This window comes from Sediminicoccus sp. BL-A-41-H5 (genome assembly GCF_050632405.1).
Classification (GTDB): Bacteria; Pseudomonadota; Alphaproteobacteria; order Acetobacterales; family Acetobacteraceae; genus Roseococcus.
The window spans coordinates 2,844,996-2,867,663 of sequence record NZ_CP192601.1 but is presented as its reverse complement, the minus strand read 5'-3'; the positions used below and the strand labels follow the sequence as shown (position 1 = coordinate 2,867,663).

Here is a 22,668-nt window from a genome sequence, read left to right as displayed (position 1 = left end):
AGAAAGTGCGATTCAGCATCATCATCTTGTGGCGGAGCGTGGCTGCCCATATCCATTTTTGGATCGCTGCGGGCGACACGAAATCCTGTGTGCACACCAATATGGAGGGCGAGGCGCCACCGACCGGCAAGGTCTGCATCTTCGTCCACTATGATGGAGGCGGGGTCGTGCACCGTCATTCACGACGCTACATCGATGCCCTTTTGGCCGAAGGCTTCTGCATCGCCTTCGTCACTAATTCGGGCATCACCAGGGAGAGCCTGGATTACCTGTCCGGTCGCTGTATCCGGATCATCTTGCGCGACAATCGCGGCTATGATTTCGGAGCCTATCGCGACGGCATTCTGAACTTGGGCATCGAACTGGAATGCCTGTCCATGCTGGTACTGGCGAATGACAGTGTCTATGCTCCCTTATCGCCCCTCGCGGGATTGTTCGACAAGATGGATTTCGCGAGCGCCGATGTCTGGGGTGCGACTGACAGTTGGCAGAAGCGATATCATCTGCAGAGCTACCTCGTCGCCTTCGGACCGGCTGCACTGACCCATCCGGCATTCTCCGAGTTTTGGCGCGGAGTGAGAAATGTTCGGTCAAAATGGGCCGTGGTGAAGCATTACGAAATCGGACTTACTCCCGCGATGCAGGCGGCAGGACTGCGCTGTGCCGCAGCCTTCCACTATCAGGCGCTGATCCGTCACGCCCAGGCCATTGTCGAGGCTGAGAGCCCGCCTCCCTCGCATGCTATGGCAAACCTGATCAGGGCTGCCGCTGAGCGGGCGCTGCATGCTGCGGCACGGCGCAGCGCGTCCAATCCCGTGATTGACCTTTGGCTGCTGCTGGCCGATGCGGGAGGGCCCTTCATCAAACGTGAGTTGCTGCGCGACGATCCAACACGGGTACCAGACCTCTTCGCCTGGCACCGCATCATGCAGGACCGCGCGCCGGATCTCTACCGGGATGTGATGGACGACCTGAAGCGTGTGATGCGTCGATCCGCGCCGTGATGAATATTGGGCGAGAGAACAGTGGCCTGCCCCCCTGGGGTGGCCCAGCGGCGAGCAGATACTGCTGCGGCTGGCCGCCGGACACCCATCTCATCTCGGAACGGCGCAAGGGGGCGAGCTGTAACCGGGGCGTGGCCGCCTGGGCCAGCAACGTACCGCCAGTTGCCTGCTACTTGAGCCGCGTGACGGTTGCGGAGATTGTTTTCGGGATCGAGCGCGTCGCCGACCCTGGCTTTCGCGCGGAACTCGAAGCCTGGCTGCACGATGGGGTTCGCGCTTGGTTCGGCGCGCGGATCCTGGAGCTCGATGAGGCTGTGCTAGTCGCATGGCGCCACCTCGTCGTCGAAGGCCAGAAAGCGCGATACGCCTATGCTCAGCCGGATGCGCTGATTGCAGCAACGGCGCGCATCCATGGCCTCGCGATAGTCACTCGGAATGTCGATGATTTCGTGCACGCGAAACTGCCGATCCTGAACCCTTGGGACAAGGGCCAGCTGCGAACGAAACCGGAACTCAGAGAGTTTCCGCGCCCAGCTCCCTTTCCTACGCCAGTTCACCCATCCTTCTCCAGCACCGCCTGGATCGCCGCCGGGTCGCATTTGATCTGCACCCCCGCGCGCTCCAGCTGCAATTTCATCGGCGCGCGGCTGTCCTGCTCGCCCCAGCCGCGGTTCAGCGCCTCGTTCATCTCCTCCAGCGTCAGCTGGCAGAAGCGCATGGGCACGCCGAGTTCGCGCGCCATGGTCACGGCCAGCGTCACATCCTTGTGCGCCAGCTTCAGCGCGAAGGCCGGCGGCTCGTACTGGTCGATCAGGAACTGGTCGGCCAGGCGATCGAAGACGCGGCGCCGCCCATAGGCGCCCTGGCGCACGGCCGCCCAGAGGTCGAGCGGATCCATGCCCCCCTTCACGCCCATCGAGAACACCTCCGCCATCACCACCTGGATCGCGTAGCCCGCCATGTTGTGCACGAGCTTGGCGACCGTCGCGCTGCCGATGGGGCCGAGATGCGCCGCCTGGTCGCCGATCGCGTCCAGCACCGGCTTGCAGCGCTCATAGACGGCCTTGTCGCCGCCCACCCAGATGGCGAGCTGGCCGGTCTCGGCCCCCTTGGGCCCGCCGCTGACCGGCGCGTCGAAGCCGAAGGCGCCCTTTTCCGCCATCGCCTCGCCCACGCGGCGCATCAGCGATTGCGCGTTCGTCGAGAGGTCGAAATAGGCCGCGCCGGGTTGGATGCCGGCCAGCAGGCCCTGGGGGCCGAAGACCACCGCCTCCACCTCCTTCGGGCCGGGCAGGGAGGTGAAGACCACCTCGCATTGCTCGGCCACCGCTTGCGGCGTTTCCGCCCAGATGGCGCCGGCGGCGATGCGGTTGGCCCCGGCCTCCCGGCGGATGTCGTTGATGACGAGCTGATAGCCGGCGCGCTGGAGATTGGCGGCCATGAAGGCCCCCATGGTGCCAAGCCCGATGAACCCGATCTTCATGCTGTCGTTCCTCCCTGTTCTGGTTGGGGGCAGCATGCCGCCGCCGGGCGCCGCGCGCCATCGTGTCAAAAAACATGGTGCGAGGCGAAGACGCTGCCCTAAGCTCCGCGCGTGAGAGCGTGGCGCGGATGAGACGCCACCCCGCAGGGAGAAACGATCCATGCTGAAACGCCGCGCGGCGCTCGCCGCTCCGCTTGCCCTGGCCATGCCTACCCTGGCCATGCCTGCCTTGGCCCAACCCGCCTGGCGGCCGGACCGGCCGATCCGCGTCATCATCCCGCATGCGCCGGGCGGCGGGACGGATGTGGTGACGCGCGTCCTGGCCGAGGCGGTGGGCAATGCGCTGGGCCAGCCGCTCGTCATCGAGAACCGCACCGGCGGCGCGGCCGGGCTGGTGGGCACGGACCTCGTCGCGAAGGCGGCACCGGATGGCTACACCATCCTGGTCAACAGCAGCGCGCAGGCGATCACGCCGGCGCTGGTCGCGCGCATGCCCTATGACGCGGTGAACGACTTCGCGGGCATCGGCATCATCGGCTTCGCGCCGCATGTGGTGGTGGTGAACCCCCAGCTCCCGGCCCGCACCTTCCAGGAGCTGCTGGCCCTGCTGCGCGCCCATCCTGGCCGTTACAACCTGGCCTCGGGCGGCATCGGCAGCGCCATCCACCTGGCGGGCGAGATCCTGCGCGCCAGCGCGCAGGTGGATTTCCAGATCGTGCAGTATCGCGGCGGCGGCCCCTCCATGCTGGCGGTGCTAAGCAACGAGGCGCAGATGAGCACGCCGGATATTCCGGCCGCCACCGCCGTGGTGCGCGCGGGCTCGGCCCGGCCGCTGGTGATCGCCGCGGCCGAGCGCAGCCCGGCGATGCCCGATGTGCCGACCTCGGCCGAGGCGGGGCTGCCCCAGTTCATCGCGGAGATCTGGTTCCCGGTGCTGGCGCCCGCACGCACGCCGCCGGCCGTTGTCGCCGCACTGAGCGCCGCCTTCCAGACCGCGATCGAGCAGAACAAGCGGCGGCTGACGGAACTGGCCGTGCAGGTGCGCCCGGGCTTCACCACCTCGGAACAGGTGATGGGCTATGTCCGCGCGCAAATGGAGCGCAGCGTGGCGCTGCTGCGCGCGGCGGGGGTGCAGCCGGAATAGCGCGCTCAGCCCAGCGCGGCCGCGACCTCCGCAAGGGAAGGGCGGTCCGCCGGGCGCGGCGCGAGACAGCGTTGCGCGACGGCGCTGAGCGCGGTCGCCGCCGGAGCCAGCGCGCACAGTTCCTCCAGCAGGATGCCGAGGGCGCGGGTCTCGATCCGCGTCAGGCCAGCATCGGCGCCGAGCAGGGCCGCCGCGCCGAAATCACCGAGAACGGCCGCGCCCGTCATGCCGTCCCACAGGATGTTGTGCGCGTAGAGGTCGCCATGCAGCACGCCCGCCGCGTGCAGATGCGCGGTGGCCGCCGCGATGCCGCGCGCCAGCGTCAGGGCCGCCCCGGGCTCGAGGCGAAGGCGGGGCGCATAGACATCGCGCGTGCAGCTCTCCGGGCTCGGCCGCCCGGCCAGCACGCGCCAGTGCGGCGGGATGAGCGGCATGAGCAGCGCGGCCTGGCCCTCGGGATGGTCCCGCACCTCGCCCAACGCGCCCACCAGGTTTGGATGCGCCCCGGCGGCGAGGCTCGCCGCCATCTCGTGGCGCGGCAGGCCGTCGCTGGTCATCGCCCCCTTGAAGAGCTTGAGCGCGACCTCGCGCGGCGCGCCATCGCGCCAGAGGGCCTGATGCACGCGGCCCGAGGCGCCCTCGCCCAGCAGCGCGCCGGGCGTCAGCGCGGCCCAGGGCACCAGCCGCGCGGCGGGCAGCGCGCCTTCCAGCGCCGGGTTCCCCGCGAGGCCGAGCCAGGCCAGCGCCGGATGCTCGCCCAGCCACCCCGGCAAAGTCCCGAACCGATTCGCGCCGAGGCGCAGCAACTCCAGCCCGGCCGCCCCGGCCAGGCTTTCGGGCAGGGCCGTGAGCTCATTGCCGGCGAGCATGAGCTTCTGCAGCGCGGGCCGCTCGCCCAGCGCCGCCGGCAGTGTGGCGATGCGGTTGTCGGTCAGCGTCAGCCACCGCAGCTTGGGTGGCAGCGCCTCGGCCGGCACCTCGCGCAGGCCGGTGCCGCGAAAGCCCACCTGGCTGAGTTCGGCGCAATCGCCCAGCGCGGGCGGCAGCCGCGCGAAGCGGTTGTTCGAGCCGAACAGCACGCGCAGCCGCGTGAGGCGCCCGAAATCGGCCGGCAGCTCCGACAGCGCATTGCCGCCGAGGTCCAGCACCTCCAGCGTCTCCGCAAGGCCGAAGATCTCGCGCGGGAATTCCGTCAGGCCGCAATGGGCCAGGCGCAATTCGCGGGCGCCGGCGAGGTCGCCGCGGCGCAGGGCATCGAGGGTCATGCGCCTGCCTTACCGCAGATCACGCGCGGCGCCATGCCGCCCCTTGCGCCCCGCACACCGCCCCCTCAACCTGCCCGCATGACGCCCCTCATCTTCCGCTACGACGTGCACAGCCCCTGGTGCTACCTGGCGGCGCTGCGGATCGAGGGCATCGCCGCGAAGCACGGGCGCGGCGTGGAATGGCGGCCGGTCTATCTCGCGCGGCTGATTGACGCGATTGACGGGCGCCGCCCGCTGGAGGCGAACCCCGCCTTCCTCGCCTGGTACAGGCAGGACCTGAAGGACTGGGCGGCGCTCGGCGGCGTCACGTTGCGCTATCATCCGCGTTATCCGCTGCGCCCGGCCCGCGCGCTGCGCGCCGCCTGCTTCGCCAGCGCCGAGGGCAAGGGCGGCGCCTTCGCCCGCGCCGTGCTGCGCGCCTATTGGAGCGAGATGGGCGACATCGAGGATCTCGACCAGCTCGGGCGGCTCGGCGCGGAGGCGGGGCTCGACGCGCAGTCTGTGATCGCCGCCACCAGCGAGGAACGCTGGAAGACCCAGCTCGCCGCCAACACCGAGGAAGCCATCGCGGCGGGCGTCTTCGGCCTGCCCATGGTCACGGCCGATGGAAAACTCTTCTTCGGCAATGACCGGCTGGATCTGCTGGATCGCTTCCTGGCGGGGTCGCTGCGATCCTGACCCGCCCGCAAGAAATGCCGGGCTTGCGCCAAGTGCATGGCCCGGCCGATGATCCCACCCAGAGAGACACCTTCCCGGAGAAGCCCGACCATGACCGTGACCCGCCGCACCCTGCTGGCCGCCGGCGCCGCCGCCCCCCTGATGCCGGGCCTGGCCAGCGCCCAGGCCCGCTGGCAGATGGCCACCCCCTATCCGGACGGGAACTTCCACACCCGCAACAACCGCGCCTTCATCGAGGCGGTGCAGACGGCGACGAGCGGCCGCGTGCAGGTGCAGATGCATTCCAACGCCTCGCTGCTGCCCATGGCGCAGATCAAGCGCGGCGTGCAGCAGGGCCAGGTGCAGCTCGGCGAGATCCTGCTCAGCGCCTATGGCAATGAGGACCCGTTCTTCGAGATTGACGGCGTGCCTATGCTGGCGCCGACCATCGCCCAGGCCCGCCGCCTGAACGAACTGACCCGCCCCTTCATCGAGGCGCGCTTCCAGCGCCAGGGCCTCTCGCTGCTCTACACCGTCGCCTGGCCCAATTCCGGCTTCTACACCAACACCCCGGTGGATACGCTGGAGGCGCTGCGCGGTTCCCGCTTCCGCACATTCAGCGTGATGACCAACCGCTTCGCGACGCTGATCGGCGCCAACCCCGCGCTGATCCAGGCCGCCGAAGTGCCGCAGGCCTTCGCCACCGGCGTGGTGAACGCGATGGTGACGAGTGCGGCGACCGGCGTGGACAGCAGCGCCTGGGATTTCAGCCGAATCTATACGCCGGTCGGCTTCACCCACACGCGCAACGCCGTCTTCGTGAACCGCCGCGCCTTCGAGGCGCTCTCGGCCGCCGACCAGGCCGCGATCCGCACCGCCGCCACCGCGGCCGAGGCCGCCGGCTGGCGCCTGGCGGAGGAGGCGATCACGGCGAGCGAGGCGACCCTGGCCCAGCGCGGCATGACCGTCGCCCGCCCCTCGCCCGCGCTGCTGGAGGCGCTGGACCGCATCGGCCAGGAGATGACGCGCGAATGGGTCGCCCGCGCCGGCGAGGATGGCGCCCGCGTCATCGCCGCCTATCGCGGCTGAGTGAGGGGGCAGCGCCCAAGCGCTGCCCAGATGCAGGACCCGGTTGCGCAAGCGGCGTGCAGCGCCGCCGCGCACCGGGCTTGCCGCTTGCCATAAGCCCTTGCCCCGGCCCGGCGGCCGGGCCGAACATCGCGTGACACCACGCCCTGCGATAATCCCCTGAGGCACCCCGCCCATGACGATCCTGCGCCGCGCCCTGGATGGGCTCTACCTCGTCAGCGCCGGGCTCGCCGCGCTGTCGCTCTTCGGGATTTTCGCCACGATGATGGCGCAGGTCTTCCTCCGCCAGGGCAATATCCAGCTGCCGGGCGCGGACGATTTCACCGCCTATCTCTGCGTCGCCACCACCTTCTTCGCGCTGGCCTACACCTTCAAGCGCGGCGAGCTGATCCGCGTCGGCCTCTTCATTGACAAGGCGGGGCCCGGGCTTCGGCGCCTCATCGAGATCGCGGTGCTGCTGCTCGCCGCCGCGCTGGTCGCCTACATCGTCTACTGGACCTTCTCGGACGCCATGTTCTCGCGCGAGATCGAGGAGGTGGCGCAGGGCAGCGTGCCCTTCCTGATCTGGATCCCCAAGCTCGCCATCCCCTTGGGTTCCGGCATCCTGCTCATCGCCATCCTGGATGAGCTGGCGATCGTGCTGCGCGGCAAAAAGCCGAGCTACGTCCGAGCGGCCGAAGAACGTGCCGCGCGCGGCGATTTCTCGGCGGAGATGTAAGCATGGAACTCCTGCAACTCGCGCTGCTGCTGCTCGTCCTGCTCTGCCTGCTGCTGGGCAGCGGGCTCTGGATCGCGTTGGCGCTCGCCGGCACCGGCTATGTCGCGATGTCGCTGGTGAACCCGACGCCGGGCCTCTTCCTCGCCTCGGCCTATTGGGAGAGCACCGGCTCCTGGACGCTGGCCGCCCTGCCCATGTTCATCTGGATGGGCGAGATCCTGTTCCGCACGCGCCTCTCGGAGGAGCTGTTCAACGGCCTCGCCCCCTGGGTACGGCGCATTCCCGGGCGGCTTCTGCATGTGAACATCCTGGCCTGCGGCATCTTCGGCAGCGTCTCGGGCTCCTCGGCCGCCACCTGCGCCACGGTCAGCAAGATCGCGCTGCCCGAACTCAAGCGGCGCGGCTATGACGAGCGCGTGGCCATCGGCAGCCTCGCCACCGCGGGCACGCTCGGCATCATGATCCCGCCCTCCATCATCATGGTGGTCTATGCGGTGGCGGCCGAGGTCTCGATCGTGCGCGTCTTCATCGCGGGCATGATCCCCGGTGCCATCGTGATGGGGCTGTTCAGCCTCTACATCATCATCTGGGCGATGCTGAATCCCGCGAAGCAGCCGGCCGCCGGGCCGGGGATGAGCCTTGGGGCGAAGCTGAAGCAATCCGCGCAGCTCATCCCGTGCATCCTGCTGATCGTCACCGTCATGGGCTCGATGTTCCTGGGCTGGACGACGGCGACGGAGGCGGCGGCCTTCGGCGTGCTGGGCAGCCTGGTGCTGGCCGCCGTCACACGCTGCCTCACCTGGCGCAGCTTCGTGGAAAGCCTCGCCGGCGCCACGCGGCTCTCCTGCATGATCCTGTTCATCCTGGCGGGTGCGGCCTTCCTGACCAAGGCGATGGCGCTGACCGGGATCCCGGCCGCACTGGCCGCCGCCGTGGCGGGCGCGGGGCTGGGCCCCTTCGCCATCATCGGCATCCTCACCGTCGTCTATCTGATCCTGGGCACGGCGCTGGACGGCGTCTCGATGATCGTGCTGACCACCTCCGTCGTGGTGCCGATGGTGCAGCTCGCCGGGTTCGACCTTGTCTGGTTCGGCATCTTCATCATCCTGCTGGTGGAGATCGCGGAGATCTCGCCGCCGCTCGGCTTCAACCTCTTCGTCATGCAGACGATGACGGGCAAGGAGCAGACCGAGATCGCCTGGGCGGCGCTGCCCTTCTTCATGATGCTGGTGGTGACGGTGGTGCTGATCACGATCTTCCCCGGGATCGTCACCTGGCTGCCGGATTATCTCTTGCGGCAGTAGCCGCAAGAGTTTTTGCCGCCCTCAGGCACGTCACGCCGGCGGCGTGCCTTCGGCACGACGCGCCGCCTCCGGCGGCTTGGCTTCGCGCCGCGGCGGTTGTGCCAACCGTGAAGTCGGTCTGGGCGCGCCGGCCGCGTTGCGGCCGGATACTTGGTGGGCGGCGCTATAGCTTGGTGGGTGTCGCTTCGGCGACCGCGTAGCGCAGGCGCACCACGCCGTTCGGCCAGGTCTGGGTGTCCAGCAGGTTGAGCCGGCCCGGTGGCGGGTGGCCGCCCGCGAAGAGGGGGACGCCGCGGCCCAGCAGCGCCGGCATCACGAAAAGATCCAGCTCGGTCAGCGCACCCTCGGCCAGCAATCCCGCGATGAGCTTGCCGCCGCCGACCACCCAGACGCGCTCGGGCAACGCCGCCAGATGCGCGGCGAGCGAGGCGAGGTCGCCCTTCCAGGCTTCCACGCCCTCGGGCGCATGAGCGATGCCGCGGCGGCTCAACACGAGGCAGCGCTTGCCGGCATAGGGCCAGGCGCCGGAATGCAGCACCTGGTCATAGGTCGCACGCCCCATGACCAGCGTGCCGATGCCGGCGAAGAATTCGCCATAGCCGTAATCCGTCGCCTGGAAGGCTTCGAGCCAGGCGACGGAGCCGTCCTCCGCCGCGATGAAGCCGTCCAGGCTTGTCGCGATGTAGGCGACGCGGACGGTCACGTTCAGTCCTGCCACTTCACCTGCATGAAGGGCGCCGGGATCAGCAGCTTGCTTTCCTGGCTGGCGATGAAGGGGCGCACCTTGGCCAGGTAGTTCAGCCAGTCCTGGTTGGCGAAGAGCTTGGTGCGGCGCTCGGCGCGCTCAGCGAGGCTCTCGTAGCCCCACATGTGGATCACCTGGTTCAGCGGCCCGAATTCGGTGGAGTAGTAGCCGACGAGGCGGCCCAGGATGGGCTTCTGGATCGCGAGCCCCTCCGCCGCATAGGCCTTGATGTAGTCCCCGATCTTGCCGGGATGCATGGTGTAGATGCGCTCTTCGACGAACATGGAGTCGTTCTTTCCCTCAAACGCCGGCGGCGGCTCCGCCGCCTTGGCTTCGCGCCGCAGGCATGTGGCGCTGGTTGATAAGGCGGTCGCGGCGCGCCGGCCGCTTTGCGGCCGGATTCTCGGTGCGCGTCGTTTCCCCTTCCAACGTCGCGCGCGTTGGAAGGGCTGTCCAGCCATCCCCACTGGCCGCCCCCCGGCGCCCTGTCGTGGCTTCATCACGACAGGATGAGCCCAGCCTCCAGGATCAGCGCCAAACCGGGGCCCCCATCAAAGCGCCGCAGGCGATTTGATGGGGAACTCTGTGGGGCCCCCGCGAAGACGCCGAAGGCGGGTTCGTGGGGATTACTTCGTCACGAAGGCCTTCTCGAGGACGTAGGTGCCCGGCGCGTTGTTGGTGCCCTCGGTGAAGCCCCGCGCCTCCAGCAGCGCCTTGCAATCGGCGTTCATCGCCTCGCTGCCGCAGATCATCACCCGGTCATGCGCAGGGTCGAGCGGTGCCACGCCCGCCTGCTTCTCGGCCTCGCCGGTCTCCAGGCGGGTGGTGATGCGGCCCTGCACGGGGAAGGGCTCGCGCGTGACGGCGGGCAGGTAGATCAGCTTCTCCGAGACCATCTCGCCCAGCAATTCGTGCTCGCGCAGCTCGCCCGTGATGTAGTCGCGATAGGCGAGTTCCTTCACCTCGCGCACCGTGTGGGCGACGATGATCCGCTCGTAGCGGTCATAGACCTCGGGGTCGCGCATCAGGGACATGAAGGGGGCGAGGCCGGTGCCCGTCGCCAGGAACCAGAGGTTGCGCCCTGGCAGCAGGTTGTCGGGGATCAGCGTGCCCACGGGCTTGCGGCCGATCAGCACGCGCTCGCCCACCTTGATGTGCTGCAGGCGCGAGGTGAGGGGGCCGTTCTGGACCTTGATGGAGAGGAACTCCAGATGGTCCTCCCAGGCGGGGCTCACCATGGAATAGGCGCGGGTCAGCGGCTTGCCGTCCACCATCAGCCCGATCATCGCGAACTGGCCCGAGGTGAAGCGCAGCGTCGCATCGCGCGTGCATTTGAAGCTGAACAGGCTCTCGGTCCAGTGATGCACCCAGGTGACCTCTTCGGCGAAGAAGCCCGGCGGCGCGGTGAGGATGGGTTGGGTGTTCGTGTCCATGGCAGGCGTTTTGCGGCCCGTGACAGGCGCGCGCAAGCGGGGAATGATGGGGGCATGGCTGATTTCATCCCTGCGCATGACCCCGAGACCGACCCGCCCGTGGGCCCGCCCGTGGACACCACGCCCCGGCCCCTGCCCGCGCGCATCCCCCACAAGGGCCGCAGCGTGGACCTCGAGGTGCTGCACATGCGCCATGTGCCGGATCTCTGGCAGGCGGCGCAGAGCGATGCGAGCGGGGCCGGCTGGGCCTATATGGGCTATGGCCCCTTCGCCTCCGAGGCGGCGCTCGGCCAGTTCATCGGCGGGTTCGCCACCACGCATGACCCGATCGCCTGGGCTGTCCGGCCGCATCGCAGCGGCACGGTGGATGGCTGGCTGACGCTGATGGAGATCCAGCCGGCCAACGCGCATATCGAACTCGGCAACATCTGGTTCAGCCCCCGCATGCAGCGCACGCGCGCGGCGACGGAGGCGATGTTCCTGCTGATGCGCCACGCCATGGAAGACCTCGGCTACCGGCGCCTCACCTGGAAGTGCAACGCGCTGAACGCGCCCTCGCGGCGGGCGGCGAAGCGGCTCGGCTTCACCTATGAGGGCACGCTGCGCGCGGTGATGACCATCAAGGGCCGCCGGCGGGACACCGCCTGGTTCTCCATCCTCGCCGATGAGTGGCCGGCCCGGGCCGCCGCCATCCAGGCCTGGCTGGATGACGGCAACTGGGATGCGGCGGGCCGCCCGAAGCGCTCCCTCATGGCCGCCGAATAAACTGGCCGAGAGACGGGTTTCGTCCTAGGTTGCGTCATCGCAACGTCACACGGGAAACGTCAGATGACAGGCATTGATTCGGGCGACGTGCTGGCCTGGGCCCTCATCGCGGCCGGTGCCGTCTGGGCCTTGACCTCACGGCACATGTCGCTGGGCCCGGCGCTGGCCGCCGCGGCGCTGGCCGCCATGGTCACCAAGGGCGCGCTGGTCGGTTTCGTCTAGGGTCGCAATATTGACGCAGCCGCAACAAATCCGTCGCGGCCGCGTCATCGTGCATGGCTAGGCGGGGGCCTCCCTTCCGGAGGTTTCCCCATGCGCCATCTTCTGCTCGCCACCGTCGCCGCCCTCGGTCTGATCGGCCCCGCCGCCGCCGATACGCGCTTCGAGGCGCGGCTGGTCGGCCAGGCGATCCTGCCCGCCGCCACCTTCCTGGCGCCCCCGGCCGACGCGCCCGAGTATTTCCGCCTGTCCGGCCGCTTCGCTGGCCCGGGCAATGCCCGGAATGAGCAGGCCGGCAGCATCCCCGGCGTGACGCTTCCGGGCTATGGCCCGCGCCCCACCGGCCTCGCCATGCCCTTCCCCGGCCAGCCGCTCCAGGGCTTTTCCGGCATCAAGCCGGTGGGCGATGGCAGCTATTGGGTGACGGGCGACAATGGCTTCGGCAATCGCCGCAACAGCCCGGACGCGCTGCTCATGATCCATCGCGTGCGGCCGAACTGGCAGAGCGGCGCGGTGGCCGTCGAGAACACCATCTTCCTCTCCGACCCGAACCGCGTGACCAGCTTCGTGATCCAGAACGAGGCGACGCCGAACCGCTACCTGACCGGCGCCGATTTCGACGTGGAGAGCATCCAGCCCCTGCCCGACGGGACGATGATGATCGGCGACGAGTTCGGCCCCTATCTGCTGCATTTCGATGGCCAGGGCCGCCTGCTGCGCGTGATCGAGACGCGGATGGAGGGCGAGGTGCTGCGCACGCCCGATCATCACGCCAACCTCATCCCCGCCAACCCGACCGCCGGTGTGCCCCACCGCGTGCGCCGCTCCGGCGGCTATGAGGGCATGGCGCTGACGCCGGATGGCCGCACCCTCTGGGCGCTGATGGAGCAGCCGCTCTTCGCGCCGAACAGCAACCAGCCCGAAGGCCAGTTCCTGCGGCTGCTGGAATTCGACGTGGCGCGGATGGACTGGACCGGCCGCACCCTGCGCTACCGCCTGGAGCCGGGGGCGACGGCGATCGGCGACTTCAACTTCATCGACGAGCGCCGGGCGCTGGTGATCGAGCGCGACAATGGCGAAGGCGATGCCGGCCGCGCCTGCGCCCAGGGCGTCGAGAGCACGCATGCTGCGCCCTGCTTCGCCATGCCGGCGCGCCTCAAGCGCATCTACCTGGTGGATGTCGGCGCGCCGGATGCGGAGGGCTTCATCCGCAAGATCGGCCATGTGGACCTGATGGCGATCCAGGACCCGGACCGCGTGGCGCGCCAGCGGGGCGACCGGGCGGCGGGTGCGTCCGACACGGTCTTCACCTTCCCCTTCTTCACGATCGAGAACGTGGCGATGGTGGATGCGGATCACATCATCGTCGGCAATGACAACAACCTGCCCTTCTCGGCCGGGCGGCACCTGACGCGCGCGGATGACAATGAGCTGATCCTGCTGCGCGTGCCGGAGCTGCTGCGGGCGCGTTGAGGCGCCCGCACTTGGCGCATTCCGGCCGCCCCTCTACCATGGCAGGGTTCTTCCAGGGTCCCCGCCATGACACTCTCCGATGATGTGAAGGCCTTCATTCCGGGCGAGCGCGTGACGCACGCGCCGCTCGGCTCCGGCGTGCTGGACGGGCTGACCTTCGCCGTGAAGGACCTCTTCGACGTCGCGGGCTCCGTCACCACCTATGGCAATCCGGATTGGGGCCGCACCCACCCTGTCGCCGCCGCCACCGCGCCCGCCGTCATGGCGCTGCTGGAGGCGGGGGCCCGGCTGGTGGGCAAGACCAAGACGGTCGAGCTCGCCTATGGCCTGACGGGCGAGAATGTCTGGCACGGCACGCCCATCAACCCGAACGCGCCCGATCGCTTCCCGGGCGGTTCCTCCTGCGGCTCGGCCGCCGCGGTGGGCGGGGGGCTCGCGGATTTCGCGCTGGGCTCGGACACGGGCGGCAGCGTGCGCATCCCGGCCAGCTATTGCGGCGTCTTCGGCATCCGGCCGAGCTGGGGGGCGGTCAGCCTCGCCGGCGCCTGCGGCCTGGGGCCGAGCTTCGACACCTGCGGCTGGTTCGCGCGCTCGGCCCGCGTCCTGCAGGCGGTGGGAGATGCGCTGCTGCCCGAGGACACGCTGCCCAATGTCGCGCAGCTCGCCCCTGTGCTGAAGCCGCAAAGCGTCTGGATGAACGCCGATCCCGCGACCGCCCATGCGCTGCAGCCGGCGCTGGAGGCGGTGGAGCGCGTCACCGGCACCGGCACCGCGGTGCGCGTCGAGGGGCCGACCAACATCCTGGCCCAGACCTACGAGAATTTCCGTTGCGCCCAGGCGCAGGAGGCCTGGGCCACGCTCGGCAGCTGGATCACCGCCACCAATCCGCAATTCGGCCCGGGCGTCCGCGAACGCTTCGACGCGGCGCGCGACATGGACCCCGCCAAGGCCGCCGCCGGCCGCGCTTACCGCAAGCGCTTCTCCGTCCGCATCCGCTCGCTGCTCGCGGGGGGCGCGGTCTTCGCCTTCCCGACCTCGCCCTTCCCCGCGCCGCTGCTCACCGCCTCCCAGGCGGAGCAGAACGCGGTGCGCGAGCGCAGCATGGGCGTCACCGCGCTCTCCGGCCTCGCCGGGCTGTGCGAGGTGACGATCCCGGCGGGGCTCGTGGATGGCGCGCCGGTCGGCCTTTCGCTCGTCGCCGCCCCGGGGCGGGACCGCGCGCTGCTCGACCTCGCGCTGCGCGTCTCGGCGGAGCTTGGCCTCGCATGATCATCCGCGACGCCACGCCGGGCGATATCGACGCCATCACCGCCATCTACGCGCATCATGTGCGGACCGGCACCGGCACCTTCGAGGAGACGCCGCCGGACGCGGCGGAGCTCGGCCAGCGCATGGCGAAGGTGCAGGGCGCGGGGTGCGCCTGGCTGGTGGCCGAGAATGACGGCTGGATCGTGGGCTATGGCTATTACGCCCAGATCCGCGACCGCAGCGCCTATCGCTTCACGGCGGAGGACAGCATCTATGTGCGCGACGACGTGCGCGGCATGGGCGTCGGCAAGGCGCTGGTGCAGGCGCTGATCGAGCACGCGACGGCCAGGGGCTTCCGCCAGATGATCGCTGTGATCGGCGACAGCGAGAATGTCGGCTCCATCGGCCTGCATTCCTCGCTCGGCTTTCGCCAGGTCGGCACGATGAAGGCGGTCGGCCTGAAGTTCGGCCAATGGGTGGATGTGGTGACGATGCAGCGCCCGCTCGGCGAGGGCGAGCGCACGCTGCCCGACTGAGCGCGCCGCTCGGCCCCAGCCCCTCAGCCGAGCCCCAGCGCCCGCAATTCCGAGATCGCCGCCCTGACCGGCGTGAAGCCCGAGACGGCCTCCAGCGCGGCGAGGCGCATGCGGCGCTGTTCCACCTCGGAGAGGGAGAGCATGCGGCGGATCGCCTCGGCCACCGCCGCGTCATCCGTGGTGTCGGCCAGGAAGCCGCTCTCCCCATCCGCGATGAAATCCACCGCGCCGCCGAGCGCGGGGGCGAGCACGACGGCGCCGCAGGCCATGGCCTCGGCGGCGCTGCGGCCGAAGCCCTGGTAGTCGGAGAGGTCGAGGAAGATGTCGGTGGCGCGCATCAGCTCGGCCACCTCCAGCTGCTTGAGGCGGCCGAGCAGCGTGACCCCCTCGGGCAAAGCGAGGCCATGGGTCGCCAGCTCCTCCGCGTCGCAGCCGAAGGCGGTGATCGCCACGGGGCCGAATTCGCCGGCGGCCAGGCGCGCCAGCATCCGCAGCGTGCGGCGCGGCGCGCGGCGCGGCGTGGCCGGGCGCACCATGGCCACGACATGCCGCACCGAGGCCGGTGCGCGGCGGACCGGGCGGTAGATGCCGTGGTCCACGCTGGGCACCACCAGCGCCGCCGCATGGCCGTGCGCCGCCTCGACCATGCCGGCGAGCCAGCGCGTCTTGGCGAAATGGGTGCAGTCGCGCAGCACGGCATAGCTGGCGATGGCGAGCGCGTGCTCGGTACTGCCGGCGCGATAGAAGAGCGGCTCGTAGTCCTGCACGTAATAGGCGTGGCGGAAGCCGAGGCCGCGCGTGGTCTTGTGCGTATCCGCGATGGCGTGCGCCGAGGTGTTGGTGGTGGCCACCGCCACATCGGCCTCGGCCAGCAGGGCGGCCAGCTCGCGCGCGCCGTCGAAGGCGGCCATGCCGCCCTCCGCCACCCAGGGGAAGCGGTCATAGGCGGCGCGGAAGAAGGGGGCATTGGCCTGGTTCACCAGGATGCGCGCCTCGACGCCGAGGTCGCGCATGGCGTCCACCTCCTGCACCACGGAATGCGCGCCGCCGCCGCCGCCACCCACCGGAAGAACGAAGGAAACGCGCGCCATCTTCAATCCTGTCCTTTGGCCAGCTCCGCCGCCAGGTTGCTCAGCCGGGCGCGCAGGCGGCCCAGCGGCGCGCAATCCTGCATGATGCGCTCCAGCGCCGGGACGATGACGCCGGAATGCTTGTTCGTCATCTCGAGCCCCCCCGCGCGGGAGAGGCGCGCGCGCGCCGCCTGGCCGAAGCTGACGCTCTTGTGGTGATAGACGAAGCAGTCATCGGCCAGCGTCAGCCGGAAGCCGGCCTGGCGCGCGCGCAGGCAGAGGTCGGTCTCCTCGCCATAGCCCATCGGGAAGGCATCCTCGTCATAGAGGCCGACGCGGTCGAACACCGCGCGCGCGATCAGGGTGCAGAAGCCGTTGAGCACCGGGAATTCGGGATAGGCGCGCTCCGACAGCTCGTCGAGGAGCGCCTGCATGCGCGCGAGGTGGCACGGCGCGATGATGTCATTGGTGGACCAGCTGCCATCCGGGCGCTTGGCCGCCGGCACGCTCTGCCAGGTGGCGGCGTTGGAGAGCGGGCCCACCATGCCCGTGCCCGGCCGCGCCAGGGCGGCGGCATGCAGCCGGTCGAGCCAGCCCTTCGAGACCAGCGTGTCGGAATTCAGCACCACCACCCAGTCGGCGCCGGTCAGCATCACGCCCTCGTTGATGGATTTGGTGTAGCCGCGGTTCACGTCCCGCCGGTGCAGGATGAAGCGGGGGTCGGCGGCGGCTTCGGCGCGCAGCATCTCGGCCGTGAAGTCGCGGCTGGCGTCATCCACCATCACCACCTGCATGGGCCCGGTGGCGGCGGCGCGCAGCGCGTGCAGGCAGGCCCGCACCTCGTCATGCCCGTTGTAGACGGGCAGGATCACCTGGGTGAAGGGATGCGCGTGCCCGGCCGGCCGCGCCGCGAGGGGGGCGGCCAGGGGGGCGGGCAACGGCGCCTGCCACAACCCGGGCAGCAGCGGATGCGCCGCGCGCCCGGCCTCGCCATGCACCCGCACGAAGCCCATGGCATGGGCGAAGGCGCCGTCCAGCCGCGCATCCTCGAAGACGGGCCGCTCCGGCAGGGGCGCGGGGCCGGGGCTGGGCAACCAGGCGGAAAGGCCCTTGGCCGAGAGCGCCGCGAGGCCGAGCCAGACGCCGCCCTCGGCCAGCAGCGCGGCCTCCTCCTCCGTCAGGGTGAGGCTGACCAGGTGGTCGGAAGGGCGGCGGAAGAGCGTGCCGCGCCGGAGCCGCCGCAGCGTGTGGAAGGCGGCGCCCTCGCGCCGCTCCAGCGTGATGTCGAAGCGCGCCTTCACATGGGCTTCCGTGGCCTCGGGCAGCCAGGCGGTCACCTCCCAGGTGAGGGGCTGGCCGGCGGGCGCGGGGCCGAGATGGAGGTGCAGGCGGATGGCGGGCGCCACCGCATCGGCCAGCAGGCGGACGCCGCGGCGCAGCGCCTCGGGCGCTTCGCCCGCCTCGGCGAGGAGCTCGAAGCGGAGCCGGCCGGCGGCGGCCTCGGCCTCGGCCAGCACGCCCTCGGCGATGGGCAGCAAGCCCCCGGCGGCGCGCGTGCCGGCCAGCCCGTCGGGCCAGCGCAGGCCGAGGCCCGCCTCGGGCGCCGGGCCCGCGTCTCCCCCTGGCCCTGGCGCGGCTTCCGGCGGCGCGGCGAGGGTGAGGGGCGAGCCCTCCAGTTCATGCCCCGAGAGCATGTGGAAGGCGCGGACCCGGCGGGCCACGCCGTCGCGCAGGAGGGGGGGCGGCGCCCAGTCGAGGCGGAAGCGGCCGCGGGAATCGCGCTGCGGCCCGGCGGTGACGATGCTGGTGGGGGCGCCCTCGATGTCCAGGCCGATCTCGGGCGGTTCGTCGGGCGTGAGAGGATCGGGCGCGGCCCAGCCGGTCAGCCCGGCGGCGCCCGCCATGGCGCGGATCTCGCCGCGAGGCTGGAGGGCGGCGAGGAGCGCGGCCTCCGGGCTGGCCTCTCGGGTCTCGGCGCTGCCATCCATCGGCTCTGTTGCCATCTCCGCATGAACTCTCGGCGCCGGGGGGATGGCGCCTGTCGGCGCCTGCGGGGATAGCGCGTTTCCGCGCCCGGGGGGAGAGCGGAGGTGCCGCGCCGCTTGAGCCGCATCAGGCGCGGGGATACACCGGACTTCGTTCATCGCCGATGAAAGGGGTTTCTCCTGGACCAGGACGCGCCTGCCGGCCCCCCGCCGCCCCGCCTGCTGGTGGTGGCCGCGCGCCACAGTCCCGCGGGCGAAGCGGCGCGGCTGCGGGCCGCGGCGGAAGCGGCCGGCTTCGCGGCGCGGCTGCTCTGCGGCGCGGGCGGGCATGAACCGCCGCCCGGCATCCGCCTCTTCCAGCCCTTCGCCGACGGGGCCTTCCTGGCCGAGGCCGAGCCCGGCTACGACGCGGCGGAGCTGAGCCAGAACGACGCCGACCTGCTGCGCCGCCTGGCGCGCTGGCTGGCGGAATGGCCGCCCGACCTCGTCCACCTGCAGGACCTCTCGCCCTTCGGGATGGAGTTCCTGGGCCTGGTGCGCAGGACCTGCCCGGCCGCGCGCCTGCTGCTGTCCCTGACGCCGGAGCTGGCGGGGCGCATCGGCATCCTGGGCGCGCCGCGCGGCTTCCTGCATGCGGCCCCGCTGCGCCGCTTCCTGGCCGAGGCGACGCTGCTGCTGCCCTGCGAGAGCCTGATGGCGCCCTGCCTCGGCTTCGGGCTCGATCCGGCGCGGCTGGTGCTGGAGCCCGGCCTGCCGCCGGAGGTGCAGCCCTGCCCGCTGCCGCCCACCGGGCGCTTCCTGGTGGTGGCCGGCTTTCCGGCGGATGAGGCCGGACGCGCCCTGCTGGCCGCGACGGCGGGGCTGATGGCGGGATTCGCCCGCGCCCCCCTCCTCGACATCCGCGCGCCGGAGGAGGCCGCGGCCGCGCTGCCCGGCGCGCATCTGGCGCTGCTGCCCGGCCCCGATCCGGAAGGGGTGGCGCGCCTCGCACAGGCCATGGGCCGGCCGGTGCTGACCGTGGGCGAGGTGGCGATGAACCCGACGGCGCTGGCGCATCACTTGCTGGACCTGGCCGAGGCGCCGGAGCGCCTCACCGCCCCGCCGCCGCCCGATGCGGAGGCGGCGGCCGCAGCCCTCTTCGCGCGCTATCGCGAATGGGCGGCGGACCCCGCCCGCATCGCCCCGCCGGCGAGGATCTGAGCCATGCCGGAGACGCTGCACCCGCCCTTCGCACAGGCGCTGCGCTTCAGCCCGCGCGCCGTGGCGCGGTCGGAGAGCGCCAATTACCACCAGGGCGAGGATATCCGCCTGCATCTGGTGGTGCGCGGGCATGAGGGGCGGCCCTGCCTCATCGTGAATGACTGCCTGGGCGGGCAGTGGGGCGAGGAGCTGCGCCTGCCGCTGACGCCGGAGGAGGCGCTGGCGCCCACGGTCGAGGTCGCCTTCACCGGTGGCGGCATCCTGGTGCAGATCCTCGGCGAGGCGCCGGTCGCCTTCCGGCCGGGCGAGGCACCGCCCCAGTCCCTGCTGCCGCGCCATGGGCCGGATGTGACAGCCACCCCAGCCGAACTTCCGGCGGAGAGCGCCCCCGCCGCCGCGCCCGTCACCGGGGATGGCGTGATCGAGGCGGCGGCCGGCCTGCCCGGCACCGGGCACCGGCTGCTGGTGCTGCGGCTGGCGGATGCGGGGCTGGAGGCGGCGCTGGTCCAGGCCCCCGCGCCCATGCGGCTGCGCGATGCGGCCGGCGCCGGCACCGCCGCCCCTGCCCTCTTCTGCGCCCTGCCCGGCGGCGGGCTGCTCGCCGCGATCGCCGCCCCGGGCGAGGCCGCCGTCACGGGCGCGGAATTGCTGCCGCCGGGCCGCCCGCCCCTGCACCTCTCGCCCGCACGCGGTCTGGCCGAGGCGCCGCGCCCCATGCCGGCGGAATTCGTGAACCGCCTCGCCGCCGCGCAGGGACCGGCCAAGCGCGAGATGGAACGCCTGCTGGCGCGCGGCTTCACCGGGCGGGACACGCTCGCCTGGCTTTCGGCGCCGGTCCGGATGCGCGTCGCCCGCGGGCTCCGCACGCCCGAGGGGCTGCTGCTGCAAGGCTGGCTGCACGACCCCCAGGGGGCCATCCGCACGATCCGGCTGCGGGCGGGCGAACAGGCCTGGCCGCTCAAGCCCGGCGCCTGGCTCGACACCATGGCCTGGGACGGCGAGGGCGGGCGCGGTTTTCTCGCGCGCGCCCCGGTGCCGGTGAAGCTGGGCGAGGCCTGGCTCGACGTGACGCTCACGAGCGGCGAGAGCGGCACGCTGCCCCTGCCCGCGCCGGAAAGCGCGGAATTGCCCGCGCTGCGCGCCATCCTGGCCGAGGCGGGCGCCATCCCCGAGGCGGCGCTGGACCATGCCTTCGGCAGCGTGCTGGGCCAGCCGCTGGTGGCGCTGAACCGCCAGCGCCTCGCCCGGCCCATGGCGGTGGAGGAGCGCGCCTTCGGCACGCCGCCCGCATCGCCGCGCGCGAGCCTCGTCATCCCGCTGCATGGGCGGCTCGACATGATGGCGGCGCAGATGGCGCTCTTCAGCGCCTGCCGCATGGCGCGGGACGAGGTGATCTTCGTGCTAGACGATCCGCCGCGGCGGGCGGCGGCGCTCGGCCTCGCGCAATCCGCCTTCGACCGCTTCGGGATGCCGCTGCGGCTGATCCTGCCCGGCGAGGCGCGGGGCTTCGGGCCGGCCAGCAATCTCGGCATGCGGCATGCGAAGGGCGAGGTGGTGGTCTTCCTCAACGCCGATGCCTTCCCGCAGGGCACGGATTGGCTGGATCGTCTGGTGGAGGCCGTGGCCGATCCTTCGGTGGGCGCGGCGGGGGCGCAGCTGCTCTATCCGGATGGCAGCCTGCAGCATGGCGGGATGGCGCTGGAATCAGGCCCGGGCGGATGGCTCTTTCCCGAGCATCCGGGCAAGGGGCTGCGCCCGCCGGAACCCGCGGATGGGCCGCGCGATGTGGAGGCGCTGACCGGCGCCTGCCTCGCCTTGCGGCGGGAGGTCGCGCAGCGCTTCGGCGGCTTCGACGAGGATTACGTGATCGGCGATTTCGAGGATGCCGATCTCTCGGCGCGGCTGGCGGAGGCCGGGCTGCGCCGCGTCATGGTGGATGCGGCGAGGCTGGTGCATCTGGAACGGCAGTCGCAGGGCCGCGCGGATGAGCAGGCGGGGCGCTGGAACCTCACCCTGCTCAACGCCTGGACCTACAATCATCGCTGGAGGCGCGGCTGATCAGAAGCGTTCGGCCCGGTAAGGCGTGGGGTCGAGGAAGGGCGCCTCGCCGCACATCATGTCCGCCAGCAGGCGGCCGGTGGTGGGGCCGAGCGTGAGGCCCTGATGGGCGTGGCCGAAGGCGCACCACGCGCCGGGCTGGCCGGGCAGGGGGCCGATGATGGGCAGCATGTCCGGCGTGCAGGGGCGGATGCCCATCCAGGGCGTCTCCTCCACGCGCTCGGCCAGCGGCAACAGGCTTCGCGCAATGGGTTCGGCGCGTTCGAGCTGGATGGGCGTGGGCGGCGCGTCATTCGCCGCGAATTCCGCGCCGGTGGTCAGCCGCACGCCGGCCCGCATGGGCGCCAGCAGGAAGCGGCTTTCGGTGTCGAGCATGGGGCGGTTCAGCGTGGCATTGCCGCGCATCCGGTAATGCCGGTGATAGCCACGCTTGCCGAAGGTGGGCGGCGCATAGCCGAAGCGCCGGGTGAGGTTCGCGGCGGCCGCGCCGAGGGCGATGACGACGTCCTCGGCCTCGATCGGGTCCTCCGCGCCCTGTACGCGCCAGCCGCTGCCCGCGCGTGAGAGCGTCATCGCATCGCCGTGCACGAAGCGGCCGCCGGCCGCCTCGAATTGCCGCGCATAACTCAGCGTCAGCGCGTGCGGGTCGCTCACCGAATAGGGATCGGTGAAGTGGATGGCGCCGAGGCGGCTGACCTGGAGATGCGGCTCGGCCGCCGCCAGGCCCATGCTGTCCAGCACGGTGTAGTTGACGCCGTGATGCTCATGCGCCGCGCGCGCCTGGGCCAGGGCGGCGTCGAAGGTCGCGGCGTCGCTGTAGAGCTTCATCCAGCCGATGGGGCGCAGCAGCGCCATGGCCTCGGTGCCCTCCGCCAGCGCGCGGTGCTCATCCAGGCAGGTGGTGATCAGGGCGGCGAAGGCGCGGGCGGCGTGTTCATAGCGGGTGGGTTCGGAATGCCACCAATACCGCAACAAGGGCGAAGCGAAGCCGGGCAGCGCGCCCGGGTGGTAATGCACATCGAGCGCGGTATTGCCCGCGATGCGGCGCAGTTCGGAAAAACTGCGCGGGAAAGGGTGCGGGTGCACCGCCTCGCGCTGGATCAGGCCCCCATTGCCGAAGGAGGCGCCCTCGCCCGGCGCCTGGCGGTCCAGCAGCGTCACCGCGCGGCCGCGCCGTTGCAGGTGCAGCGCGACCGAGACGCCCACCATCCCCGCGCCGAGCACGATCACCGAAGCCGCCATGCCACCCCCATCCGCATCACGGCGCGCAGC

The 22,668-nt window shown here is 71.1% G+C and carries 21 protein-coding genes and 1 pseudogene; 14 read left to right on the top strand and 8 right to left on the bottom strand.

Annotation, left to right across the window (positions count from 1 at the left end):
• Positions 1–38: 38 nt before the first annotated feature.
• Both ACQ860_RS14070 and ACQ860_RS14065 read left to right on the top strand, forming a co-directional pair.
• Complete coding sequence (locus ACQ860_RS14070; protein ID WP_431303976.1) at positions 39–1,004, top strand: rhamnan synthesis F family protein; 966 nt, start codon at positions 39–41, stop codon at positions 1,002–1,004.
• A pseudogene (locus ACQ860_RS14065) lies at positions 1,004–1,393 on the top strand (hypothetical protein); the annotation flags it as partial. The gene ACQ860_RS14070 and the pseudogene ACQ860_RS14065, both read left to right, overlap by 1 nt.
• 164 nt (positions 1,394–1,557) lie before the next feature.
• Here ACQ860_RS14065 and ACQ860_RS14060 read toward each other — a convergent pair.
• Entirely contained in the window at positions 1,558–2,487 is a 930-nt protein-coding gene (locus tag ACQ860_RS14060) for an NAD(P)-dependent oxidoreductase (RefSeq protein WP_431303975.1), read from the bottom strand.
• 160 nt (positions 2,488–2,647) lie between these two features.
• Between ACQ860_RS14060 and ACQ860_RS14055 the strand changes: the two genes are divergently transcribed.
• The gene (locus ACQ860_RS14055) at positions 2,648–3,631 is read left to right on the top strand and encodes a Bug family tripartite tricarboxylate transporter substrate binding protein (protein WP_431303974.1); all 984 of its coding nucleotides are present in this window, start codon (positions 2,648–2,650) and stop codon (positions 3,629–3,631) included.
• A gap of 5 nt (positions 3,632–3,636) precedes the next feature.
• On the opposite strand, the gene ACQ860_RS14050 is transcribed toward ACQ860_RS14055, so the two are convergent.
• Positions 3,637–4,896 (bottom strand): leucine-rich repeat-containing protein kinase family protein, encoded by a 1,260-nt coding sequence (locus ACQ860_RS14050; protein ID WP_431303973.1) that lies wholly within the window; start codon positions 4,894–4,896, stop codon positions 3,637–3,639.
• A gap of 78 nt (positions 4,897–4,974) precedes the next feature.
• Here ACQ860_RS14050 and ACQ860_RS14045 point away from each other — a divergent pair, with 78 nt between their 5' ends.
• The 4 genes from ACQ860_RS14045 (at position 4,975) to ACQ860_RS14030 (ending at position 8,664) form a co-directional block, all read left to right on the top strand.
• Positions 4,975–5,574, top strand: a complete 600-nt coding sequence (locus tag ACQ860_RS14045; protein WP_431303972.1) for a 2-hydroxychromene-2-carboxylate isomerase — start codon at positions 4,975–4,977, stop codon at positions 5,572–5,574.
• 90 nt (positions 5,575–5,664) lie between these two features.
• On the top strand, positions 5,665–6,642 hold the full coding sequence (locus ACQ860_RS14040) for a TRAP transporter substrate-binding protein (protein ID WP_431303971.1): 978 nt from the start codon (positions 5,665–5,667) through the stop codon (positions 6,640–6,642).
• 175 nt (positions 6,643–6,817) lie between these two features.
• Positions 6,818–7,360, top strand: coding sequence for a TRAP transporter small permease (locus tag ACQ860_RS14035; protein ID WP_431303970.1), 543 nt, complete (start codon positions 6,818–6,820; stop codon positions 7,358–7,360).
• 2 nt (positions 7,361–7,362) lie between these two features.
• Positions 7,363–8,664 (top strand): TRAP transporter large permease, encoded by a 1,302-nt coding sequence (locus ACQ860_RS14030; RefSeq protein WP_431303969.1) that lies wholly within the window; start codon positions 7,363–7,365, stop codon positions 8,662–8,664.
• 163 nt (positions 8,665–8,827) lie between these two features.
• On the opposite strand, the gene ACQ860_RS14025 is transcribed toward ACQ860_RS14030, so the two are convergent.
• The 3 genes from ACQ860_RS14025 to ACQ860_RS14015 form a co-directional block, all read right to left on the bottom strand.
• A complete protein-coding gene (locus tag ACQ860_RS14025; RefSeq protein WP_431303968.1) occupies positions 8,828–9,367 on the bottom strand; it encodes a dihydrofolate reductase family protein in 540 nt (179 codons plus the stop codon).
• A 2-nt stretch (positions 9,368–9,369) separates the two neighbouring features.
• The gene (locus ACQ860_RS14020; RefSeq protein WP_213616679.1) at positions 9,370–9,693 is read right to left on the bottom strand and encodes an NIPSNAP family protein; all 324 of its coding nucleotides are present in this window, start codon (positions 9,691–9,693) and stop codon (positions 9,370–9,372) included.
• Between the two features lie 342 nt (positions 9,694–10,035).
• A complete protein-coding gene (locus tag ACQ860_RS14015) occupies positions 10,036–10,842 on the bottom strand; it encodes a ferredoxin--NADP reductase (RefSeq protein WP_431303967.1) in 807 nt (268 codons plus the stop codon).
• 54 nt (positions 10,843–10,896) lie between these two features.
• Here ACQ860_RS14015 and ACQ860_RS14010 point away from each other — a divergent pair, with 54 nt between their 5' ends.
• The 5 genes from ACQ860_RS14010 to ACQ860_RS13990 all read left to right on the top strand — a co-directional run bounded on the left by ACQ860_RS14010 (position 10,897) and on the right by ACQ860_RS13990 (position 15,083).
• The gene (locus ACQ860_RS14010; protein ID WP_431303966.1) at positions 10,897–11,607 is read left to right on the top strand and encodes a GNAT family N-acetyltransferase; all 711 of its coding nucleotides are present in this window, start codon (positions 10,897–10,899) and stop codon (positions 11,605–11,607) included.
• A 63-nt stretch (positions 11,608–11,670) separates the two neighbouring features.
• Positions 11,671–11,829: a hypothetical protein gene (locus ACQ860_RS14005; protein WP_431303965.1), complete on the top strand. Its 159-nt coding sequence runs from the start codon at positions 11,671–11,673 to the stop codon at positions 11,827–11,829.
• Positions 11,830–11,919: 90 nt separating this feature from the next.
• Entirely contained in the window at positions 11,920–13,299 is a 1,380-nt protein-coding gene (locus ACQ860_RS14000; RefSeq protein ID WP_431303964.1) for an esterase-like activity of phytase family protein, read from the top strand.
• Between the two features lie 66 nt (positions 13,300–13,365).
• Complete coding sequence (locus ACQ860_RS13995) at positions 13,366–14,568, top strand: amidase (RefSeq protein ID WP_431303963.1); 1,203 nt, start codon at positions 13,366–13,368, stop codon at positions 14,566–14,568.
• Positions 14,565–15,083 (top strand): GNAT family N-acetyltransferase, encoded by a 519-nt coding sequence (locus ACQ860_RS13990; protein WP_431303962.1) that lies wholly within the window; start codon positions 14,565–14,567, stop codon positions 15,081–15,083. Before ACQ860_RS13995 ends, ACQ860_RS13990 begins: the two co-directional genes overlap by 4 nt.
• A gap of 23 nt (positions 15,084–15,106) precedes the next feature.
• Here ACQ860_RS13990 and ACQ860_RS13985 read toward each other — a convergent pair whose 3' ends face one another.
• Both ACQ860_RS13985 and ACQ860_RS13980 read right to left on the bottom strand, forming a co-directional pair.
• On the bottom strand, positions 15,107–16,174 hold the full coding sequence (locus ACQ860_RS13985) for a glycosyltransferase family 4 protein (protein WP_431303961.1): 1,068 nt from the start codon (positions 16,172–16,174) through the stop codon (positions 15,107–15,109).
• Between the two features lie 2 nt (positions 16,175–16,176).
• Positions 16,177–18,156 carry a glycosyltransferase family 2 protein gene (locus ACQ860_RS13980; RefSeq protein ID WP_431303960.1) on the bottom strand — a complete coding sequence of 660 codons (1,980 nt, stop codon included), beginning with the start codon at positions 18,154–18,156 and terminating at the stop codon, positions 16,177–16,179.
• Between the two features lie 210 nt (positions 18,157–18,366).
• Here ACQ860_RS13980 and ACQ860_RS13975 point away from each other — a divergent pair, with 210 nt between their 5' ends.
• Positions 18,367–19,338 carry a hypothetical protein gene (locus ACQ860_RS13975; protein WP_431303959.1) on the top strand — a complete coding sequence of 324 codons (972 nt, stop codon included), beginning with the start codon at positions 18,367–18,369 and terminating at the stop codon, positions 19,336–19,338.
• Between the two features lie 3 nt (positions 19,339–19,341).
• Positions 19,342–21,396 carry a glycosyltransferase family 2 protein gene (locus tag ACQ860_RS13970; protein ID WP_431303958.1) on the top strand — a complete coding sequence of 685 codons (2,055 nt, stop codon included), beginning with the start codon at positions 19,342–19,344 and terminating at the stop codon, positions 21,394–21,396.
• Here ACQ860_RS13970 and ACQ860_RS13965 read toward each other — a convergent pair whose 3' ends face one another.
• Positions 21,397–22,638: an NAD(P)/FAD-dependent oxidoreductase gene (locus tag ACQ860_RS13965; protein WP_431303957.1), complete on the bottom strand. Its 1,242-nt coding sequence runs from the start codon at positions 22,636–22,638 to the stop codon at positions 21,397–21,399.
• Between the last annotated feature and the right edge of the window lie 30 nt (positions 22,639–22,668).

Excerpts from the sequence above, each read along its gene's own strand:
- ACQ860_RS13980 (WP_431303960.1), bottom strand. The coding sequence starts at position 18,156 with ATGGCAACAGAGCCGATGGATGGCAGCGCCGAGACCCGAGAGGCCAGC.
- ACQ860_RS14030 (WP_431303969.1), top strand. The coding sequence starts at position 7,363 with ATGGAACTCCTGCAACTCGCGCTGCTGCTGCTCGTCCTGCTCTGCCTG.
- ACQ860_RS13965 (WP_431303957.1), bottom strand. The coding sequence starts at position 22,638 with ATGGCGGCTTCGGTGATCGTGCTCGGCGCGGGGATGGTGGGCGTCTCG.
- ACQ860_RS14045 (WP_431303972.1), top strand. The coding sequence starts at position 4,975 with ATGACGCCCCTCATCTTCCGCTACGACGTGCACAGCCCCTGGTGCTAC.
- ACQ860_RS14005 (WP_431303965.1), top strand. The coding sequence starts at position 11,671 with ATGACAGGCATTGATTCGGGCGACGTGCTGGCCTGGGCCCTCATCGCG.
- ACQ860_RS13985 (WP_431303961.1), bottom strand. The coding sequence starts at position 16,174 with ATGGCGCGCGTTTCCTTCGTTCTTCCGGTGGGTGGCGGCGGCGGCGGC.
- ACQ860_RS14060 (WP_431303975.1), bottom strand. The coding sequence starts at position 2,487 with ATGAAGATCGGGTTCATCGGGCTTGGCACCATGGGGGCCTTCATGGCC.
- ACQ860_RS14050 (WP_431303973.1), bottom strand. The coding sequence starts at position 4,896 with ATGACCCTCGATGCCCTGCGCCGCGGCGACCTCGCCGGCGCCCGCGAA.
- ACQ860_RS14000 (WP_431303964.1), top strand. The coding sequence starts at position 11,920 with ATGCGCCATCTTCTGCTCGCCACCGTCGCCGCCCTCGGTCTGATCGGC.
- ACQ860_RS14040 (WP_431303971.1), top strand. The coding sequence starts at position 5,665 with ATGACCGTGACCCGCCGCACCCTGCTGGCCGCCGGCGCCGCCGCCCCC.
- ACQ860_RS13995 (WP_431303963.1), top strand. The coding sequence starts at position 13,366 with ATGACACTCTCCGATGATGTGAAGGCCTTCATTCCGGGCGAGCGCGTG.
- ACQ860_RS13970 (WP_431303958.1), top strand. The coding sequence starts at position 19,342 with ATGCCGGAGACGCTGCACCCGCCCTTCGCACAGGCGCTGCGCTTCAGC.
- ACQ860_RS14010 (WP_431303966.1), top strand. The coding sequence starts at position 10,897 with ATGGCTGATTTCATCCCTGCGCATGACCCCGAGACCGACCCGCCCGTG.
- ACQ860_RS14055 (WP_431303974.1), top strand. The coding sequence starts at position 2,648 with ATGCTGAAACGCCGCGCGGCGCTCGCCGCTCCGCTTGCCCTGGCCATG.
- ACQ860_RS13990 (WP_431303962.1), top strand. The coding sequence starts at position 14,565 with ATGATCATCCGCGACGCCACGCCGGGCGATATCGACGCCATCACCGCC.
- ACQ860_RS14015 (WP_431303967.1), bottom strand. The coding sequence starts at position 10,842 with ATGGACACGAACACCCAACCCATCCTCACCGCGCCGCCGGGCTTCTTC.
- ACQ860_RS14020 (WP_213616679.1), bottom strand. The coding sequence starts at position 9,693 with ATGTTCGTCGAAGAGCGCATCTACACCATGCATCCCGGCAAGATCGGG.
- ACQ860_RS14035 (WP_431303970.1), top strand. The coding sequence starts at position 6,818 with ATGACGATCCTGCGCCGCGCCCTGGATGGGCTCTACCTCGTCAGCGCC.